Raw genomic sequence first — 20,607 nt, forward strand, 5'->3', positions numbered from 1 at the left:
TGTGGGAGTTACGAAGGATTCGAGTTTTAAGATTGAAATGTTTTTTTTAAAGGTCATGTTGTTTATTGGTTTATTGTTAGTTTTTATTGTTCCTCCGTTCCAAATGGCTGATGAGGATAGTCATTTTAAAAAAGCTTATCTTGTCTCGCAATTTTCTATTCTGCCTGATAATGTCGACGGAGTTATTGGAAGCTATATACCTAATGAAATATTAGAGTTTGAAGATTCTCATCGTTACATGATTAATGCGCTAGATGAGAAATACAGTTATAGTAAACTTTATGGGTACTTCTCATTAAATACTGAGTATACTGAAAAGTCTTATGTGGGGTACAGTACAGCAAAGACAAATCCCATACTGTATATTCCTCAAGCGGGTGCAATGCTATCTTTCGAGCTATTAATGAAAGTACTTAATCTAGGAGAATCTCAATCAATTTCTCCTTTAATGTATATGTATGCAGGAAGAGTAGGGAATCTCTTGTTTTACATGCTTTGCATATACACATCGATCAAATTAATACCATTTTACAAGAGATTACTATTCTTTCTTTCAATAATGCCTATGTCTGTGGGGCTGGCCGCTTCATTAAGTTACGATTCCATGGTTATTGGTCTCTGTTTCCTTACTTTCAGTGTTATTATGAATATTTGTTACAATAAGGATTATACCGGTTTGGGTAGAAATGATGTCATTCTGCTTTCTATAATTTCTATAGTATTAATAGAATTAAAACAGGTGTACTTTCCGTTATTATTACTTCTTATCATGATTCCGAGTATTAAATTTGGCACTTTGAAAAAAAAATTAACTTCCATTGGAATTGTAATGGCTTCAGGTATTATAGGCCATTTAATATGGATTATAATCTCGAAAAATACAACTGCTGCTCCTGGAGCAGAATCTTTTATGAAGGAACAATTGATTTTTATTATCAATCATCCATTTGAATATGCAGGAATCATTTTAAGAACTATTTCTGAACTAAAGTTTTTTTATTTAAATAGTTTTGTAGGTAATTTAGGCTGGTTGGATACTAACTTCCCTCCTATATTCATTGTGCTATATTTCCTATTGCTTTTATTCATTGCTTTTATAGACACAAATCATGAAATAATTATAAGCTGGAGAAATAAAATCTATGGTTTTTTGGTATTTATTCTAATATTTTTATTAGTTGAGACCTCCCTCTATTTAATATGGACATCGTTACCGGAAATTGGGGGGATTGGCCATGAAATTGTTTCAGGAGTGCAAGGTAGATACTTTATTCCATTTTCACTTTTGGCTTTTATTCTTTTATACTCTAACCATTATTTGAAGGACTGGAAGAGCAGGGCGTGTAATGCACTTGATCAATTAATAGTTCCAATTTCTTATTTTACAACTGCTTTAATGACGTTTATTTTAATTATTCGGTATTGGATACCATAAAAACGGTGGTTATTAGAAATTAGCATTCTGCTAAAGTGAAACAGTTTGTGGCGTGAACTTTTGTATTATAAGATAAGAGGGCTCTTCGCTAAACTCGTGGTTAAAGGTACGTTTGATAGTATAATAGAGCGATTTGACATGGAGCCTCTGCGGGCATGAGTACTCGTGAAAGACGCGAAGCACAAGGAATTCGCGTTGCTAATCAGCTTATCATGTCCGCCTCTCCATATAAAACCGCGGTATTTTTAACCCACTTCGAGTAGCGAGGAAGCAATAAGAAAAGGTGGCTGGGGATATTTACAAGATACAGGAGTTGTTCAGAGAATTCTATTCATCTATAGAGAGAGCAACTCTGGATTTTATTGGGGATTTATTTTAGTCCTCATACTGTGTACACAGTATGAGGCGGGGCTCTTAAGTATAAGTTTTGTAGTATTAACCTAAGGGACCAATTATATTAATAGCAGCTCATACTCTGGTGCAAAGATAGATTGTTGAACTTCTATTTGTGCATGATGATATACTAATTCCGTTTTAAATTCCGGGAAAATTAAGTATGGTGTTAAGAGGATTACATGCGCTTCATCAGTAGCTGTTTACTGCAATCCCTCTAAGTTGCCTATTGATGAGAATTTGTTTGGTTACTCATATTTCTTATTATGGAGTTTCTAAGTATACACCTGAGAATTACATAAAGATTATTTCTTCATTATGTCAGCTAAAATACACTATACTCAGGTATGCTAATGTTTACGCAAAGCGTCAGAGAGAATAAATGGTGAGGCAGGAGTTATCTCATTTATTACTGACAAATTTCTTAATGGTGATGTTCCAATCATATACGGTGATGGTTAGTGACACTAGCATTAAAGAATTCGTAGGTTGGATATCTCTACCAGAAGTTGCGGCCATTTGCTCATAAGTTTCTTTAAACTTAGAGGAACGACAAAATTTAGCGCTTCCAGTTGTATGTTTGGGGTTGTTGTCATCCCATAGCACAAGGTACAGGAGCAATATACGACAGAGATATTTCAGAGAAAATCCAAAAAATAAATAAACCAAATCCAGATGCGAAGTTGATTACTTTTGATAATGCTTTACTAGGACAATATTTATTGGCTTTTGGGTCAAATACATTTAGTGCATATCTATCCTGATCTAAATGTGTAAAGAAAGATTGATCAGATTGGTCTATAAGCAAGTTTTGAATTAACCTCACCAAACTCATTTACGGTTAATCTTAATATCAATGACTTCCGTTAGCAGAAGCCAAGTATATACTGACAAAAACAAGTTTGGATTTAAAAAAATATTGTAGCTATTGACTATGACAATGCAAGTGGATTATTTATTTACAAATTGAAAGTGAGGGGAAATAAAATGAGGATATTGATAATAATACCTGCCTTTAATGAAGCAGGAAATATTGAGACAACCCTTCAAAAAATAAATAGTATATATAAAACTAGTTTAGATATTCTTGTGATTAATGACTGTTCTACTGATAATACATCACAAATATGCAGAAACTATAACGTTAATCTGATTGATCTCCCTTGCAATCTAGGCATTGGTGGTGCAGTACAAACAGGATATAAATTTGCTTTGAATAATGATTATGATATTGCCATTCAACTAGATGGGGATGGCCAACATAATCCGATATACATTGAAAAGCTCATAAATCCAATTCTTAGTGGTGAGGCTAACTTAGTTATTGGCTCAAGATATATTAATAGAAAAGGATTTCAATCTACTGCAATGAGAAGGTTAGGTATTCGTTATTTTTCCAAACTTTTGGAAACACTTACTGGACAACTAATTACTGATCCTACATCTGGATTCAGAGCATGTGATAAGCGGGTTATCAAACTGTTTTCAAATAGATATCCAGTCGATTATCCTGAACCCGAATCTATTATGTTTTTAAAGCGAAACAACTTAAAAATTATGGAGGTTCCCGTAATCATGGAGCCAAGGTTACAAGGTGCTTCATCTATTACTTCTTTAAAATCCATATATTACATGACCAAAGTATCTCTAGCTATAGTTATAGATCGAATGAGAAAGCAAGTTTCGTAAGGAGGAGCTATGATATCATATAAATTACAGGTTATCTTAATAGCTTCTTCGTTGCTATGTGTAGTTATACTAATAAATCTTTTAAGCAGATACAGACTAGAATTAAAATATTCTATTCTTTGGATCGTCGTTGTAGTGCTATTATTCATACTATCCATATTCCCTAAAGTATTCAGCTTCTTCTCGGAATTGTTGGGCATTGAACTCCCTGTTAATGCATTGTTTCTTTTCTCCATTTTTGGCTTGATATGTATTTCCTTTTCCGCAACATTGGAAATCTCTAAGGCAAATAACAAAATTAAAGATCTGACTCAAGAAATTGGAATTATGAAGAGAAATGTAGAGATATTATCAAAACAAATAATGTTGAAGAGCGAGGATAAGGATGTTTAAAAATAGCAATACGATCAGTTACTTTTTGTTAGGATTAAATATAATAATGCTATCTGGAGGGCAAATACTCTTTAAAGTTGGTTTAGAAAGAATGGGGGGAGTAAACCTTAGTCAATCCTGGAAAGCAATTTTTAATCCAATAGTATTCACGGGTCTACTGCTTTATGTTATTGCTACACTAATCTGGTTTGTTGTGTTATCGAGAATTCCTTTAAGTATAGCCTATCCGGCACAATCAATAGCTTATATTCTGGGTATTTTTGCTGCTATATATATATTTAGTGAACCAGTTTCACTGATGAAGTGGATAGGTGCTTCACTAATATTGCTTGGTGTTATTTTCATAGCCACAAAATAAAAAATCACTTAGGAGCTAACTCAAATGAAAGGTATTATTCTAGCTGGCGGTACTGGCTCACGCTTATATCCTTTAACTAAAGTAACTAATAAACATCTACTTCCTGTTGGGAAGTACCCAATGATATTTCACGCTGTACATAAGCTCAAACAGGCAGGTATACAAGATATCCTCATTGTAACAGGCAAGGAACATATGGGTGACGTTGTAAATTTATTGGGAAGCGGTAGTGATATGGGAGTTACATTCACCTATAAAGTTCAAGATGAAGCAGGAGGGATTGCTCAGGCTTTAGATCTTGCAGAAAATTTTGTTGGAATTGACCAGATGATTGTCATCCTGGGTGATAATGTTTTTGAAGAGGATTTGTCCCCATTTATTAGAAATTTTAAAAATCAGCAACATGGAGCCAAAATTTTAATTCGGCAAGTAGAAGACCCTAAACGATTTGGTGTGCCAGAGCTTCACGGTGATAGAATTATTTCAATTGAAGAAAAACCATCTAATCCGAAATCTAATTATGCAGTTACTGGTATCTATATGTTCGATCATCATGTATTTGATATTGTTAAAACACTAAAACCTTCGGCACGTGGTGAACTTGAGATCACCGATGTTAACAACGCATATATTGCAAAAGGTGAGCTCACTTATGATATTCTAAACGGATGGTGGACTGATGCGGGAACACATGCATCATTGGCAAAAGCTAACGAGTTGGCTCATAATGTCTTATTTCCTGAAGAGTTTGGTAAACTCAAAGTATAGGAGGTAGTTATATGAACGTTACCCCTTTATCATTAAACAAAGCTTTACTTATTGAACCTAAAGTCCACGGCGATCACCGTGGCTTCTTTATGGAAAGCTACAACGATTCCCTTTTTAAACAAAATGGCATCAACTACAACTTTATTCAAGATAATCATTCTTTGTCTGCAGAACCTGGTGTTCTTCGGGGGTTGCATTACCAGTTGGACCCGAAAGCCCAAACAAAACTCATTCGAGTGCTGACTGGAGCGATCTATGATGTAATCGTAGATATTCGGAAGAACTCCCCTACATTTGGTCAATGGGTTGGAGTGATTTTGAGCGAGCATAACAAGCGGCAGCTGCTTGTGCCAAAAGGGTTTGCGCACGGCTTTTGCACGCTCGTTCCCAATACCCAAGTCCTCTATAAAGTGGACGAATATTATTCCCCTGAACATGACCGCGGCATATTATGGAATGATCCGGCACTTGGCATCGATTGGCCGACATCCCAGCCGATTTTATCGGAAAAGGACCAGCGGCATCCGCTGTTGAAAGACGCAGAGATGAACTTTGAGTAAGGGAGATACTTATGAAAATCTTGGTTACCGGCGGTGCCGGTTTTATCGGCAGTAATTTCATTTTATATATGATGCGGCAGCATCCACAGGACGAGATCATTAATCTGGATGCTCTTACGTATGCAGGAAATTTGGAAAATCTGAAATCGGTGGAGAATGAGCCGAACTATACCTTTGTTCACGGAGATATCGCTGATAAAAGGAAAGTGGATGAAGTCTTCAAGAGTGGTATCGATGTTGTTGTAAACTTTGCGGCTGAATCCCACGTGGATCGCAGCATCCTGGAGCCGGAGGCATTTGTTAATGCCAATGTTCTGGGTACGCAAGTTCTGCTTGATGCCGCGAAGAGATACGGGGTAACGAAGTTTGTGCAGGTTTCTACGGACGAAGTTTACGGGTCTCTTGGGGAGACAGGACTCTTTAGCGAGACGACGCCGCTTGCACCGAACAGCCCATATTCGGCTAGCAAGGCGGGAGGAGATCTGCTCGTAAGAGCTTATCACGAGACGTTCGGATTGCCGGTGAATATTACCCGCTGCTCCAACAACTACGGACCATATCAATTCCCCGAAAAGCTCATTCCGCTCATGATATCCCGCGCATTACAGGATGAGTCGCTGCCGATCTATGGCGATGGATTGAATATTCGGGACTGGCTGTATGTCGAGGACCATTGCAGTGCCATTGATCTGGTCATTCGACAAGGACGCATCGGCGAGGTTTATAACATCGGCGGCAACAACGAGCGTACGAACATTCATATCGTCCAAACCATTTTGAAGGAGCTTGGGAAGCCGGAATCCCTTATCCGCTATGTGGAGGACAGACCTGGTCACGACCGGCGCTATGGCATAGACCCGACAAAGATTACGGAGGAGCTTGGCTGGAAGCCGAAGCATAATTTCGAGACAGGCATCAAGGAAACGATCCAATGGTACTTAAACAATAAGGAGTGGTGGACACGGATCCAGTCTGGAGCTTATCGGGATTATATGGCGAAGCAGTACAGTGGTCGGTTAGGTGATAAAGCATGAGAGTTCTGGTAACCGGAGCAAACGGTCAGCTCGGGCAGGACGTTGTACAGTGTTTTCGTGGGTCGGGGCATGAGGTACAGGGGCTCGGCCGTGCCGAGCTGGATATCACGGATTTGGATCAATGCTTTGATGTCATGTCGAAGAGTCGCCCCGAGGCTGTTATTCACTGTGCTGCATATACAGCTGTGGATGCTGCTGAATCGGATGCCGCCGGTGCTTATCTCGTGAATGCGATCGGAACACGAAATATTGCGCTTGCCGCAGAGAGGGTAGGCGCCAAACTGATTTACATTAGCACGGACTATGTATTCAACGGTAATTCGGACCGGCCGTACTCAGAATACGATCCAACGGATCCGAAGACGGTATATGGTCAATCCAAGCTTGCCGGCGAACAGATGGTACGCGATTTTTGCTCCAAATGGTTTATCGTGAGAACTTCCTGGGTTTTTGGCCTAAATGGCGGTAATTTCGTTAAAACGATGCTGCGGCTCGGACAGGAAAAACCTGTTCTGCAGGTTGTCCATGACCAGAAGGGATCTCCGACCTATACGGTGGACTTAGCCCGCTTCCTGCTGCAACTACTGCCAACTGAGAAATACGGCACCTACCATGCTTCCAATAGCGGATCTTGCACATGGTATGAATTTACGGAGGTTATCTTTGAAGAAGCTCGTGAGCAGATTGGATTAAGCATAACCGCCAAACTGGAACCATGCACCACAGCACAATTTCCACGCCCCGCTCCCCGGCCAGCCTTTTCGGTGATGGATCATCTTGCGATTCGGATCAACCAACTGCAGGATTTACCGCATTGGAGAGATGGGCTGAAGCAGTTTATGGTAGATATGAAGAAGGACCCTGATTTATACTTAAGATGAATACAGCGACTGACAAGACCTGATCTGTAGATCAGGTCTTTCGTTTAGCCAGCTATAGTGTGCTTTATCGGAGGTACGGGGATATGGAAAAGGTACAAGTATTACTATCTACATATAATGGAGCAGCTTATGTTGAAGAGCAGATTCATAGTATTCTTCAGCAGCGCTATCCCTCAATCTCCATGCTCATACGGGATGACGGTTCTTCGGATGAAACGCCCGAGCTTCTAAAGAGGCTGCAAGCTGCATATCCTGATCAGATTAGCATAATGCAAGGGAACAATATCGGCGTCGTGGCAAGCTTTTTTGAATTGCTGCGGAGCTCGGATCCGACTGCTGATTACTTTTGCTTCTGTGACCAAGATGATGTGTGGCTGGATCATAAGGTAGAGTCGGCTGTTGCTCGTTTACATTCAGCGATCCATACGGAAGTGCCTGCGATGATCTTTACGCCTGCTTATCTAACGGATGAACATTTGAATCGCCTAGGTGTATGGCCCAAGCCTCCGGCTAGGGAACCATCCTTCTATAATGCCCTATATGAGAACATCGCGATTGGGGCGACCATTACGATGAATGCATCCGCTCGGAATTTGTTTGTGAACAGTAGGAAAGCTGACAGTCACAGCATCCTAATGCATGATTGGTGGTTCTATCTGCTGGTATCCGCGTTTGGAACGGTAATATATGACCACTCGCCTTCAATGCTATACCGCCAGCACAACCATAATGTAGTAGGCGGAAGCAATACATGGTTTGGTAAATTGAAGAGCAAGTGGGCGAGCTTTAAGAGACATACCGGAAGGGGATTGCTCCGAAAGCAGGCCGAGGAGTTTCGGAAGATTTACGGTGCCCGGTTAAACAATGAACAAAAAGAGCAGCTGGACCTGTTTCTCTCACCACGCCGCAGGATGGCAGAGCGAATCCGATATATCAGACGCAGCAAGCTTCATCGTCAATCCCGTGCCGAAAGCCTTCTGTTTAAATTTTTTATCCTGATAGGTTTTATATGAAGCATGCAGGATTTCCTTGTAATTCCGACATTCCCAACAAACTCTGTGCTATAATGTCGATGAATACTCCCGCCACTTACCTTCGCTAACGCTGCGGTTGAGGTGGGGGTTTCTGATGGTTCATCCCTGCAATTTACGAGACGCTTAACATCAGTGGAGTTGACACGTTGACGGACTGGGTACCGTCCAACCCCGCTATCCCATCGGAACAAGCCTTTGGGAATACTTTCCGCAAGATATTCGCTGCACCGTTCACATCGGCATGGATCAGGCCGTTTCGGCTTCGATATAGCCCGCGATGTACTCGCTTGCCAGAGAAGGTTTGTATAACCCCTCCTTCGAACTTGGGCAGCGGATCACGATCAAGGAAGCTTGCTTGGGAGGTATACGCTTCTTCGGTGAGGATGACCTCAATCCCCAAGCTTTCTGCTTTGTATCGAATCATCGAGACGAGCATCTGATGCGGGATGTGGCAGAAAGACTGATTGTTTCGCCGGCCTAGCTCGGACTGGTTCTTCCATCCCTGATTGTACCCGATAACGATAGTGCCAATCTGCTCTTCCTTGGCAAGCTTCACAATATAGTGGCTCGTCTTGTGGAACATGTCCTTGATTCTCTGGTGACGCTTTAGATGCAGTTGCTCCAGACGCTTGGAGGTATGTGAACCTTCCTTAGGATGCTTCCCTTGCCGGAGAATGCCGGTGTAATGTGCCTTGAGTTTGTTGTAATACTGATTGATCGCTTTTAGCGGCTTGCCCTTCACACAAACGGGTCTGTGACCTGTATTGGTGACGATGGTTGCAAGTCGGTTAATACCCAGATCAATCGCTAGCACATTCCCTTTCTTGACATTAGCCTCTTCTGTGGAGCAAGCAAAGACCAGTTCGACCACGTACTTGCTGTATCTGGGAACGATGCGCACCTGCTTTAATTGTCCGTCGGTATAGCCGAGCTTTCCGATGTTTAGCCGATGTTTAGTCTTGGGGAATTTGAGGTACTTGTGGTCCTTAATCTCGCAATCTTGATTTGTGAGGATGACTTCTCTGGTCTTTGTACGGGTATAGCCAGGAATGCGCGGCCTGCCGGTGTATTTGTTAGGATTTGCACGGTAATCTTTCAGGCACGAGTAGAACGACTGCCAAGTAGAGAACACAAGCTTCATCACCCACTGACTGCTCTGCGTCGGTAGTGCTCTGTAATCTGCTTGATTCATCACCTTGAACAAACAATCGAGGAAAAGGAAATCCATATAAGGTGATTCCCTGGTTGGCATTTCGAACAGGTTACAACGAGAACCCTTGCGCTGATTCGGTGGTTTTTGAAGTTGTTTCTGTAATCTTGACTGATAAGCCTGAAGCTGGCGTTCGTTCATCGGGCCAATATTTGTCTGCAGTGTATCCATGACTTCTTGTTGCAAAGGCTCAAGCGGCTTGTCCTGCCTGAGCGCAGTGTATACCTGCCGGATATAAAAGTTCGTTGTGTTATACAAATTCTTCGCGCCCTGACACATCTGTTCTGCATATGAAAACAGTTGATGGCCAGGTTTGATCCATATTTGATATGTTCTGAATACAGGTTCTGCCACACATTCACCTCCTCCTAGGACACAAACGTACGTTCCCTTCTATTTTACCACATTGGTATGGCTTAAGGAGAGGGATATACAAGAAATTATGTTGATATCGGAGATGTCACCGATTAACCACCCCCTTAGCGCATGCACCGCTTGATGAGGGTGTTCTTTCGATGTAATGTCGATAGATTACTATATTTGTCAGGAGCCATGCAGCAATGGATGTTAGCATTTTAATCGTAAACTACAATACCCGTCAGCTGACGTTGGATTGTTTGCGATCGGTATACGCATCGGAGACCGAATTTACATATGAAGTCATCGTCATTGATAACGATTCGAAGGACGATTCCGTGCAGGCGATTCGCCAGGAATTTCCGCTCGTTAGGTTGATTGAAAATACAGAAAACACCGGCTTCGCCAAAGCCAACAACCAGGGGATGGCAGCGGCGCAGGGACGTTATGTGCTGCTTTTAAATTCCGACACCGTGATCCAGCGGGACACGCTTCAAACGATGGTGGCCTTTATGGACCGTAATCCGATTACGGGCGCCTCGGGCTGCAAAATCATTCTGCCGGACGGTTCCCTGGACAAGGCTTGTAAAAGAGGCTTCCCAACGCCATCTGCTTCCTTTTACTATGCCTTCGGTCTGAGCAAGCTGTTTCCTAATGAGCCGCGTTTCAACCAGTATCAGCTGGGCTATCTCGATCCCGATCAGGAATACCCCGTGGATTGCCTGGTCGGCGCGTTCATGCTGGTACGGCGGGAGACGATTGAGCAGGTAGGCGGGTTGGACGAGACATTCTTCATGTATGGAGAGGATATCGATTGGTGCTACCGGATCAAGCAGGCCGGGTGGGGCATCCACTACTATCCTCGTACGACGATTGTGCATTACAAAGGCGGAAGCGCCCGGCGCCGTCCCTTCAAAATTATTTATGAATTCCATCGGGCGATGATTTTGTTCCATCGGAAGCATTACCGGAAGAAGTACAACATATTGGTTAACGGAGCGGTATATGCAGGCGTCGGTTTGAAAATGCTCCTGGCCCTGCTCACGAACCGGCTGAAGCCGATTCGGCCGGCATCGATGCCCTCATCTTCCGGCGGAGTGGAGGTGAAATCATGATCCGCAAGAATCAGGGCTTCTTGACCCGAGTCTATATGTTGACCGACTTTGCGTTCATCCAGATGTCGTTCCTGCTCGCATGGTGGATCAAGTTCGAAAGCGGCTGGTTCCCATATGAAATGCCGCTTCCTATCGAATCGTACGGGATGTGGAGTTTGGTATACGGCGGGGTTGCTGTCGCGGTCGGCATCATGATTTCGTTGTACTCGCCTAAGCGAAAGAAGCGTTTTGCCGACGAGTTCATGAAGATCTTCCAAATGCATTTTATTGGGATGTTCATCCTGCTCAGCTTGATGTTCTTCGTGAAGGAGGTCAATATCTCCCGCTGGTATCTCGCCATCTACATGATCCTGAACGTAGCGTCGATCATCCTGTACCGTTATTTTCTGAAGAAGACGCTGAAGCATTTCCGGGAAAAAGGCTACAACCGCCAGTTCGTCCTCATCGTGGGTGCTGGAACGCTGGGCAAGCGGTTCTATAAAAATCTGCAGCAGTACCCTGAACTCGGTTACGAGGTGATCGGGTTTCTGGACGATTACCAGCAATGGAGCGAGCTGGAGGAGAGGCGCTTCAAGCCGATCCTTGGATCGGTCAGCGACCTGGACAACGTGTTGAACGAAAAGCTCATCGACGAAGTTGTGCTGGCCTTGCCGCTCAATGCCCATCACAAATATCCCGAGATCATTGCAGCCTGTGAGAAGGCGGGCGTGCGTACGCTCATTATTCCGGACTTTTTCGATTATCTTCCGGCCCGGCCGGTATTCGACAATTTTGCGGGCATGCCGATGATCAATGTGCGGGATATTCCCCTGGATCTGGCCGCGAACCGGCTATTTAAGCGGGCGTTTGATATTGTCTTTTCACTGGTGGCGATTATCCTGACGTTGCCGGTCATGGTCGGTATTTTCATCGGCATCAAGCTGACCTCGCCCGGGCCGGCGATCTTTAAGCAGGAGCGGGTAGGGCTTAACCGCCGCACGTTTAACATGTATAAATTCCGTTCCATGAAGCCGCTGCCGCCAGGCGTAGCCGACACCGGATGGACCGTGGAAAATGACCCGCGCCGCACCAAATTCGGTTCGTTCTTGCGCAAGACCAGTCTCGACGAGCTGCCACAGTTCTTCAATGTGCTGTTTGGGCATATGAGCGTCGTCGGCCCAAGACCGGAGCGTCCGTACTATGTAGAGCAGTTCAAAGAGGAAATTCCGAAATACATGGTGAAGCACCATGTCCGGCCTGGCATTACCGGTTGGGCGCAGAGTAATGGGCTGCGAGGAGACACGTCGATTGAGGAACGGATCAAGCATGATATTTTTTACATTGAAAACTGGTCCATTCTGTTTGATATCAAGATCATTCTTCGCACGATCCGCAATGGCTTCAAGAATGCTTACTAATCATCCCAACAAAAACCCGCAATTTGGCACAAGCCGAATGCGGGTTTTTTCGTTTGGTACCTTGGCCTGGCGGGTATTAACCTAGCAAACAGACGAATACGCAACTAGACTACGGTGAGGCGGGGATAATATGAGACGAATAGCGACGGTTGGTGCACTGTTCTCGGTAATAGTGATCCTCATGCTAATCTATATCCAGGATGGTTCCGAAGAGCGGCAGGGCTTTACGGCCTATCGTCTAATTGCCCATGCAGCGGGGAAGATCAGCCGTATACGAATGCATATGAGGCGATGGTCGCTAATTATAAGCAGGGCACCCGGGTATTCGAGATCGACTTTATGCTGACGGCTGATCGAAAGGTCGTAGCACGGCATGAGTGGACGGCGAGCATGAGCGAACAGCTTGGCCAGCTGGATCAGTTGCCGAAGGAGAAGCAGGGGGCACGTCTGACCCACGAGGAGTTTATGGAGACGCCGATATTGGAGCGATACCAGCCGATGGATGTGGATGCGGTGATGGACTTGATGGCCAGCGTTCCGGATATCTATATCGTGACCGATACGAAAGAGCAGAAGGATGAAGACATCCGGCTGCTCTTGACGGAGCTGACAGAGGCTGCCTTGGCTCGGGATCCGGCATTGCTTGATCGGGTGGTGATCCAGATTTACAATGAAACGATGCTGGATATGGTGAGGGAGATCTACCCGTTTTCCTCCATCATTTACACGCTGTATGCGACAAAAGACTCGCCGGAGCGGATCATTGAGTTCGTGAAAGCGAATCATATCGACGCCGTAACCATGCCGGAGCACCGGGTAAATCCCAACTTTGTGGCGAAGCTGAAGGATGCGGGGGCCGTCACGTATGTGCACACCATCAACGACGCCAATACGGTGAACAATTATGAAAAATGGGGTGTGTACGGCGTCTATTCCGTCCTGCTAACCGAACCGGAGCTGGAAAAGATCAGCCTGCGCTAAACACTCCAAAAGTAACCGCACTGATAGTGCGGTCTTCGGGGCTGAACCTGCTGAAGGATCTAACGACTCTCCTCTTGCCTTGCAGTCAAAGCCCCTTCCCCGACTTTTAGGATGAAACCCGTATCCGAAAAATGCCCAGCTGTATATTATTCCATACTTCAGTTCATTTACATAATATGGATGATTATGGTATTATAACGAAGCCGCAAGCATTGTTTGTTTGTACCGAAAATAAAGTATGTGACTCTATGTTTATTCCTCACTAGCATGAATCTCGACTTACCTTCGCCATGTGCCCACATGCAGCCATCCTGAAAGTTTGATCACACTCTGTACTTCTTGTACTTCCGAACTTCTTGTACTTCCGAACTTCTTGTGCTTCCTGAACTACCTGAACTACCTGAACTATCTGAACCACCTGAACTTCCTGTGCTTCCTGTACCTCTTGCTCTCTCTTCTAGCATTTCAAGCATTTCTAACATTTCTAGCACTTCTTGCACTTTTTGCACTTTCTGCACTTCCTGCACTTCCTAAGAACCCGCTAATCCATGTTTTTGGAAAAGGCTACTTAACATCCAGATTTCCTGGTTACGTTGCAGTACGTTTGTCTAAGCATGAATACTTGAAGACTTACTATTCATTCCGTATGGGGAGGAATCCATCCATGGAAAAAATGATTCAAGATTTCATTGAAAGCAGCAAGCAGCAATGGGACGAAGAGTATAAAGCGCAGATGTGGGATTACTTATCCGATATGAGCGAGTACGCCCGGTATTCCATTGTATACGGCTATATACGGAAGTTTGCCGCAGCTGAGGGGATTTTGGATATGGGATGCGGTGCGGGCAATCTGTACGATCTGCTGACGGAGCAGGAAAAGCCGGCATATGTAGGCGTCGATCTGTCGGAGGAAGCGATCAAAATCGCCTCGGGGAAAACGGACAACCCTATTTTCCATTGCGCCGACATCAATCATTACACGCCGCCGAGATCCTTTGACGTCATCGTCTTTAACGAATCGCTGCAGTATGTCCCGAACACGCCGGCCAAGCTGCTGGAATACGCCGAGTTTCTTACGCCGGGCGGAGTTATCGTCACATCGATGTATTCGCACAAAAACCAGCAGGATCCCGATTACGCCATGGTGGAACACAAAATTCAAGAGATGGAGACCTGCGGGTCGTTTGAGGTAGTGGATAAGGTAAGCTTGTTCAATCATAAAGCCGGTTTAAAATGGTACATCCACGTACTTAAACCAAACAACACCGCGAAAAAGTAACACAATAACCGGATGCTTGAAGCTTGGCCCAATCTTCTCCCGCTAACGGGAAGGGTTGGGCTTTTTATGCTCATCGCGTCCCGTTCCCTGCAACCGCCATGAAACGGTTTGAGCGCACATCCCTCGCTTCCCCGCCATTACCAAAAAAATGTTCGTATTTTATGCGAACATAAATTGACTTGCATACCGTGCTGGCATAGACTTAATTTAGTATAATAGTAACCCGTGAACGTGGAGGTATGACGCTTGAAAGATTTGATACAATCCTGGCGGCATGTGTTTAAGCTGGATCCCGACAAGGAGATCGGCGACGATGCCCTTGATGCGGTATGCATGTCAGGAACCGATGCGATTATGGTAGGAGGCTCGACAGGCGTTACCTATGAAAATACGGTGGATCTTCTGTCCCGTGTTCGCCGCTATGAGCTGCCGTGCGTGCAGGAGGTGTCCGATCTGGAAGCCGTTGTACCCGGATTTGATCTATACATGATTCCCATGGTGCTGAATACCGGGGATCCGACATGGATACTCGGCCGCCATCATGAAGGAATCGAGCGGTATGGTTATATGATTCCGTGGGAGCTGGTCGTGGCGGAGGGCTATATTGTGCTGAATCCGGATGCGGCCGTTGCCGAGCTGACAGGTGCGAATACCGCGCTGGATGCAAGCTCTGCCGCAGCTTACGCCCAAGTGGCGGACAAGCTCATGCAGCTGCCGGTCGTCTATTTGGAATACAGCGGTGCGTTCGGCGATATGGAGACCGTCCGCAAGGTGCGCCGATCGCTTGATCAGGCCCGTCTATTTTACGGCGGGGGAATCACGAACGCAGAGCGGGCAGCTGAGGCTGCGGCATGCGCCGATACCATCATCGTGGGCAATATCGTTTATGATGACCTGGAGCAGGCACTGGCGACGGTCAATACGGTTAAGGGCTAACACCTGATACCCGATTCCTATAGTCTTGATATACATGAGTAATAGTCCACAGAGGCCAAAGTAGACCGCCGAACATTCCTTATACAGACCCCGGATCTTTTTGTACAACCCCATTTTTTGAAAAAACACAACACGACGCACATTGCTCAAATTTACACCTTAGGAGGCAATCTTTATGCATTCCATTGACATACATGAGGCGATCAAGCGCCTCAATCCCCAGCAGCGGCAGGCCGTGGAGGCCACTGACGGACCGCTGCTCATCATGGCCGGAGCAGGCTCCGGCAAGACGCGGGTGCTGACGCACCGGATCGCGTACCTGATCGCCACACGCAAGGCGGCGCCTTGGAGCATCCTGGCGATCACCTTTACCAATAAAGCCGCCCGCGAAATGCAGGAGCGGGTCTCGAAGCTCGTCGGGCGGGAAGGGCAGGATATCTGGGTATCGACGTTCCACTCGATGTGCGTGCGTATTTTGCGCAGGGATATTGAGCGGCTTGGCTTTACATCGAATTTCAGCATCCTGGACTCGACCGACCAATTATCCGTGATCCGCAATGTGATGAAGCACCACAATATCGATCCTAAGAAATTTGAACCGAAGGCTGTACAAGCCGCCATTAGCGCGGCGAAGAACGAGCTGATTACTCCGCAGCAATATGAGCAGAAAGCGGGAGATTATTTCGAGAGCTTGGTCGCCAAGGTGTACGTGGATTACCAGAAGCGTCTGAAGAGCAACAACTCCCTCGATTTTGACGATCTGATCATGACGACGATCCAGCTGTTCAAGGAAGTGCCGGAAGTGCTTGATTTCTACCAGCGCAAATTCCAGTACATCCATGTGGATGAATACCAGGATACGAACCGGGCGCAGTATATGCTGTGCCGGATGCTGGCCGACAGCCATCACCGCATTTGCGTCGTCGGCGACAGCGACCAGTCCATCTATCGCTGGCGCGGCGCGGATATCACGAACATCCTGAATTTTGAGGAGGATTACCCGGAGGCGCGGACGATTCTGCTGGAGCAGAATTACCGTTCCACATCGAACATCCTGAATGCCGCCAACAACGTGATCGCCCTCAATACCGGCCGCAAGCCGAAAAACCTGTGGACCGAGCAGGGGGAAGGGCCCAAGATCAAGGTGTTCCGCGGGGATACGGAGCATGACGAGGGATATTTTGTGACTTCGGAGATCAGCAAGAACATCAAGGCCGGCAAAAACTACGCGGACCATGCGATTCTCTACCGGACGAACGCCCAGTCGCGGGTGATCGAGGAAATTCTGATCAAGTCGGACATTCCGTACCAGATCGTCGGGGGCATCAAGTTCTACGACCGCAAAGAGATCAAGGATATGCTGGCCTATCTGCGCCTCATTTCCAACCCGGATGACGATATCAGCTTGACGCGAATCATTAACGTACCGAAGCGGAGCATCGGGGATACGACGGTAGCGAAGCTTGCGGCTGCCGCCGCAGAGCGGGGCATCTCGATTTTCCGTGTGCTGGAGGTTGTGGATGATCTCGGCTTCGCCGGGCGGACGCGCAACGCGCTCGTTAATTTCTACGACATGATTGACGCACTGAACAAAATGGTGGAGTACCTGTCCGTGACGGAGCTCACCGAGAAAATGCTCGAGATGTCGGAATACCGGCTTGAGCTGCAAAATGAAAACACGCTCGAATCCCGTTCCCGGCTCGAGAACATCGACGAGTTCCTGTCGGTGACCCAGGAGTTCGAGAAGAACAATGAGGATAAATCGCTCGTCTCCTTCCTGACGGATCTCGCCTTGATCGCGGATATCGACTCGATGAATGACGACGAGGAAGACAAGAGCGATGCGGTCGTGCTGATGACGATGCACAGCGCCAAGGGACTTGAATTCCCGGTTGTTTTCATTATTGGTATGGAGGAGGGCGTATTCCCGCACAGCCGTGCTTTTATGGACAATGAAGAGCTGGAGGAAGAGCGTCGCCTTGCCTATGTAGGCATTACGCGTGCGGAAAAGCAATTGTTCCTGTCCTGTGCCCGCATGCGGACTCTGTTCGGCCGGACCACGGCCAATCCGCCTTCGCGCTTCCTGGATGAAATTCCGGATGAGCTGAAGGAAGACACGCAGATGGCCCATGACCGCTACCGCCGCGGAGGCGGCGGCAATGTCGGCGGCTCGTATGCCGGCCGCGGCTTTGGCGGCGGGGGAGGCAGCAACTTCGGCGCATCCCGCACCAGCGATCTGTCGCTTGGAGGCTCAACCGCATCCGCCCAGACCGCATCGAAGAGCCGGGTGACGATGGCGACAGGCGGGGCGGCCCGTCAGGCTGCAGCCGGCGGTAGCTCGGATTTCAAAGCCGGCGATAAAGTAGCCCATGGCAAATGGGGCACTGGCACGATCGTCGCGGTCAAAGGCAGCGGCAACGACATGGAGCTGCAGATCGCGTTCCCGGCACCGGTCGGCGTGAAACGGCTGCTGGCCGGCTTCGCTCCGATTACGAAGGTGGAATAAAGGCTAGAATTAGAGACGTAAGAGATAGGAAAGCGGGAAGCACTGTAACTGCAAGCATAAGCTCGCAATAACCTGCTTCGACGGTTCGAAGAATGATGCCCGTATTATATTAAAGGAGGATTCCCCCTGCATGGAGTTCAAGGAACAGATGGAGAAGCTCATCGCGGAGCTAAACCGATACAATTACCATTACTACACGCTGGATCAGCCGCTCGTGAGCGACAAGGAATATGATGCTTTATATGACCAGCTGGTAGCATTGGAGAGAGAGACCGGGGTCACGCTTCCGGATTCCCCTACCCAGCGGGTGGGCGGGGAGATTTTGAAGGGATTTACGCCGCATCGCCATTTGGCGCCGCTCTGGAGCTTGGACAAAGCCCAGAATATCGAGCAGCTTCGTACCTGGCATGACCGGGTCGTCCGGCTGGTTAATGACTACAATACGAAGAATCCCGGCAGCCCGCTGCCGCCCCCTTGCTACGCGCTTGAGCTGAAGTTCGATGGGCTTACGCTGAATTTGACGTATCAGAACGGCAAGCTCATCCAAGCCTCGACGCGGGGGAACGGCGTGGTGGGCGAGGGCATCCTCTCCCAGGTGAAGACAATCAAATCGGTTCCGCTCACGATTCCGTACACGGAAGGAACGATCGAAGTGCAGGGCGAGGGCATCATGAACCTGTCGGTGCTGGAGGAATACAATAAGACGGCGGTTGAGCCTCTTAAAAATGCACGCAACGCCGCGGCTGGCGCACTGCGCAACCTGAACCCGAAGGTAACGGCCGAGCGCAAGCTGAACGCTTATTTTTACAACATTGGTTACTCGGACAGCGTCGCGTTTAAGGACCACAAGGAAATGATGGATTTCCTGCGGGAGAACCGGTTCAAGGTGAATCCGTATATTTTCTATTTTGAGCAGTTCGATGACGTGATGGAGCAGCTGGCCGACATCGAGAAACGCCGTTCCGAGCTGGACTACCTGATCGACGGGGCCGTCGTGAAGGTGACCGATTTCCGCACTCGCGAGGCACTTGGGTATACGGATAAATTCCCGCGTTGGGCGGTTGCTTACAAATTCGAAGCGGAAGAGACAACTACGGTGCTGCAGTCGGTATCCTGGAACGTGGGCCGCACGGGAAAAATCACGCCGCTCGCGCGCGTCGAGCCGGTCGAGCTGGCAGGCGTTACGGTACAGAACTGCACGCTGAACAATATCGGGGATATTGAGCGCAAAAACCTCAAGTTCGCCCTCGGTACCCGCGTCTTTATCCGCCGTTCGAACGACGTCATCCCGGAAATCCTCGGTAAGGTAACGGAAGAGAATGACGGCGAGGAGATTCTGTATCCGGAGGCATGTCCGTCCTGCGGATTCCCGCTGGAGCAGCGCGGCGCGCACCTGTTCTGCAACAACAAGACGGGGTGCAAGCCGCAGATCGTCGCGCGGATTACGCATTTTGCTTCGCGGGATGCGATGGATATCGAGACGTTCAGCGACAAGACGGCGATCCAGCTGTATGAGGAGCTGGATGTACGGGAGCCGGCCGATCTGTACACGCTGTCCTTCGACAGCTTGGTTAAGCTGGAGCGGTTCGGGGAGAAGAAGGCGCAAAACCTGCTGGATGCGATCGAGAAGAGCAAGGAGCGGGATCTCGCGGCGTTTCTGTTCGCGCTTGGCATCCCGAATACCGGCAAATCCACGACCAAAATGCTTGCGGACCATTACCGGGATCTTCACCGCGTGATGGAGGCAACTGCCGAAGAACTGGTGGAGCTGCCGGACGTTGGCGGCATCGTGGCCGAGAGCATTGCCGGATATTTCGCGGATCCGTTCAACCGGGCGAGCATTGAGAAGATGCTGTCGCTCGGCGTGCAGGCCAAAGCACCGGAAGCGCCGAAGCCGGTGAGCACCGACTCGTTCTTCAGCGGGAAGACGGTCGTGCTGACAGGCACGCTGCACCTGCTCACCCGCGAGGAGGCCACCGAGCGCCTGGAGGCGCTGGGAGCCAAAGTGACGGGCAGCGTCTCCAAGAAGACGGACCTGCTGATCGCCGGCGAGAAGGCCGGAAGCAAGCTGGCCAAGGCGCAGCAGCTCGGGATTGATATTTTGGATAACGAAGAAGAGTTTGTGCGGCTTTTGAACGAAGCTTGAGCAAGCTGAATGGATTGAACTCGGCGAGATGAGGCCGCCAAATTCAACAGCTCAATAAATTAGTTTGAAATAGCGATGCAGGAGTGGTTCCTGTGTCGCTATTTTTTTGCAGTGAAAATCTCTGCAGGACGATTT

General features: G+C 47.2%; 18 protein-coding genes. 16 read left to right on the forward strand and 2 right to left on the reverse strand.

What is annotated here, in order from left to right; genetic code table 11:
* The first annotated feature begins 1 nt into the window (after window position 1).
* The 9 genes from NSQ46_RS02625 to NSQ46_RS02665 all read left to right on the forward strand — a co-directional run bounded on the left by NSQ46_RS02625 (window position 2) and on the right by NSQ46_RS02665 (window position 8,524).
* Entirely contained in the window at window positions 2–1,435 is a 1,434-nt protein-coding gene (locus NSQ46_RS02625) for a DUF2142 domain-containing protein (protein WP_341342461.1), read from the forward strand.
* Between the two features lie 1,380 nt (window positions 1,436–2,815).
* Window positions 2,816–3,517 (forward strand): glycosyltransferase family 2 protein, encoded by a 702-nt coding sequence (locus NSQ46_RS02630; RefSeq protein ID WP_341342460.1) that lies wholly within the window; start codon window positions 2,816–2,818, stop codon window positions 3,515–3,517.
* A 9-nt stretch (window positions 3,518–3,526) separates the two neighbouring features.
* Window positions 3,527–3,910: a DUF2304 domain-containing protein gene (locus tag NSQ46_RS02635; RefSeq protein WP_341342459.1), complete on the forward strand. Its 384-nt coding sequence runs from the start codon at window positions 3,527–3,529 to the stop codon at window positions 3,908–3,910.
* Complete coding sequence (locus tag NSQ46_RS02640) at window positions 3,903–4,268, forward strand: EamA family transporter (RefSeq protein ID WP_341342458.1); 366 nt, start codon at window positions 3,903–3,905, stop codon at window positions 4,266–4,268. The genes NSQ46_RS02635 and NSQ46_RS02640 overlap by 8 nt, the downstream gene beginning before the upstream one ends.
* A 24-nt stretch (window positions 4,269–4,292) precedes the next feature.
* A complete protein-coding gene (locus NSQ46_RS02645) occupies window positions 4,293–5,036 on the forward strand; it encodes a sugar phosphate nucleotidyltransferase (protein WP_341342457.1) in 744 nt (247 codons plus the stop codon).
* An 11-nt stretch (window positions 5,037–5,047) separates the two neighbouring features.
* A complete protein-coding gene (gene rfbC / locus NSQ46_RS02650) occupies window positions 5,048–5,596 on the forward strand; it encodes a dTDP-4-dehydrorhamnose 3,5-epimerase (protein ID WP_341342456.1) in 549 nt (182 codons plus the stop codon).
* A gap of 11 nt (window positions 5,597–5,607) precedes the next feature.
* Window positions 5,608–6,630 (forward strand): dTDP-glucose 4,6-dehydratase, encoded by a 1,023-nt coding sequence (gene rfbB / locus NSQ46_RS02655; protein WP_342576313.1) that lies wholly within the window; start codon window positions 5,608–5,610, stop codon window positions 6,628–6,630.
* The gene (gene rfbD / locus NSQ46_RS02660) at window positions 6,627–7,511 is read left to right on the forward strand and encodes a dTDP-4-dehydrorhamnose reductase (protein WP_341342454.1); all 885 of its coding nucleotides are present in this window, start codon (window positions 6,627–6,629) and stop codon (window positions 7,509–7,511) included. The genes rfbB and rfbD overlap by 4 nt, the downstream gene beginning before the upstream one ends.
* An 83-nt stretch (window positions 7,512–7,594) precedes the next feature.
* Window positions 7,595–8,524: a glycosyltransferase family 2 protein gene (locus NSQ46_RS02665; RefSeq protein WP_341342453.1), complete on the forward strand. Its 930-nt coding sequence runs from the start codon at window positions 7,595–7,597 to the stop codon at window positions 8,522–8,524.
* A 133-nt stretch (window positions 8,525–8,657) separates the two neighbouring features.
* Here the strand turns inward: NSQ46_RS02665 and NSQ46_RS02670 are convergent, their stop codons facing one another.
* Window positions 8,658–10,109, reverse strand: a complete 1,452-nt coding sequence (locus tag NSQ46_RS02670; RefSeq protein WP_028405489.1) for an RNA-guided endonuclease TnpB family protein — start codon at window positions 10,107–10,109, stop codon at window positions 8,658–8,660.
* A gap of 206 nt (window positions 10,110–10,315) precedes the next feature.
* Here NSQ46_RS02670 and NSQ46_RS02675 point away from each other — a divergent pair, with 206 nt between their 5' ends.
* The 3 genes from NSQ46_RS02675 (at window position 10,316) to NSQ46_RS02685 (ending at window position 13,605) form a co-directional block, all read left to right on the forward strand.
* Entirely contained in the window at window positions 10,316–11,227 is a 912-nt protein-coding gene (locus NSQ46_RS02675; protein WP_342576314.1) for a glycosyltransferase family 2 protein, read from the forward strand.
* Window positions 11,224–12,624, forward strand: coding sequence for an undecaprenyl-phosphate glucose phosphotransferase (locus NSQ46_RS02680; RefSeq protein ID WP_342576315.1), 1,401 nt, complete (start codon window positions 11,224–11,226; stop codon window positions 12,622–12,624). The genes NSQ46_RS02675 and NSQ46_RS02680 overlap by 4 nt, the downstream gene beginning before the upstream one ends.
* 291 nt (window positions 12,625–12,915) lie before the next feature.
* Complete coding sequence (locus NSQ46_RS02685) at window positions 12,916–13,605, forward strand: phosphatidylinositol-specific phospholipase C/glycerophosphodiester phosphodiesterase family protein (RefSeq protein ID WP_342576316.1); 690 nt, start codon at window positions 12,916–12,918, stop codon at window positions 13,603–13,605.
* Window positions 13,606–13,928: 323 nt separating this feature from the next.
* On the opposite strand, the gene NSQ46_RS02690 is transcribed toward NSQ46_RS02685, so the two are convergent.
* The gene (locus tag NSQ46_RS02690; RefSeq protein WP_342576317.1) at window positions 13,929–14,123 is read right to left on the reverse strand and encodes a hypothetical protein; all 195 of its coding nucleotides are present in this window, start codon (window positions 14,121–14,123) and stop codon (window positions 13,929–13,931) included.
* A 146-nt stretch (window positions 14,124–14,269) separates the two neighbouring features.
* On the opposite strand from NSQ46_RS02690, the gene NSQ46_RS02695 reads away from it, so the two are divergent.
* The 4 genes from NSQ46_RS02695 to ligA all read left to right on the forward strand — a co-directional run bounded on the left by NSQ46_RS02695 (window position 14,270) and on the right by ligA (window position 20,472).
* A complete protein-coding gene (locus tag NSQ46_RS02695) occupies window positions 14,270–14,884 on the forward strand; it encodes a class I SAM-dependent methyltransferase (protein ID WP_342576318.1) in 615 nt (204 codons plus the stop codon).
* A 246-nt stretch (window positions 14,885–15,130) separates the two neighbouring features.
* Window positions 15,131–15,820, forward strand: a complete 690-nt coding sequence (locus NSQ46_RS02700) for a heptaprenylglyceryl phosphate synthase (protein WP_342576319.1) — start codon at window positions 15,131–15,133, stop codon at window positions 15,818–15,820.
* A gap of 175 nt (window positions 15,821–15,995) precedes the next feature.
* A complete protein-coding gene (pcrA, locus tag NSQ46_RS02705) occupies window positions 15,996–18,326 on the forward strand; it encodes a DNA helicase PcrA (RefSeq protein ID WP_342576320.1) in 2,331 nt (776 codons plus the stop codon).
* A 130-nt stretch (window positions 18,327–18,456) separates the two neighbouring features.
* Window positions 18,457–20,472, forward strand: a complete 2,016-nt coding sequence (ligA, locus tag NSQ46_RS02710) for an NAD-dependent DNA ligase LigA (protein WP_342576321.1) — start codon at window positions 18,457–18,459, stop codon at window positions 20,470–20,472.
* The last annotated feature ends 135 nt before the right edge of the window (window positions 20,473–20,607 follow it).

Origin of the sequence: Paenibacillus sp. FSL M8-0142, assembly GCF_038597315.1 — a bacterium.
GTDB lineage: Bacteria > Bacillota > Bacilli > Paenibacillales > Paenibacillaceae > Paenibacillus_AQ > Paenibacillus_AQ lactis.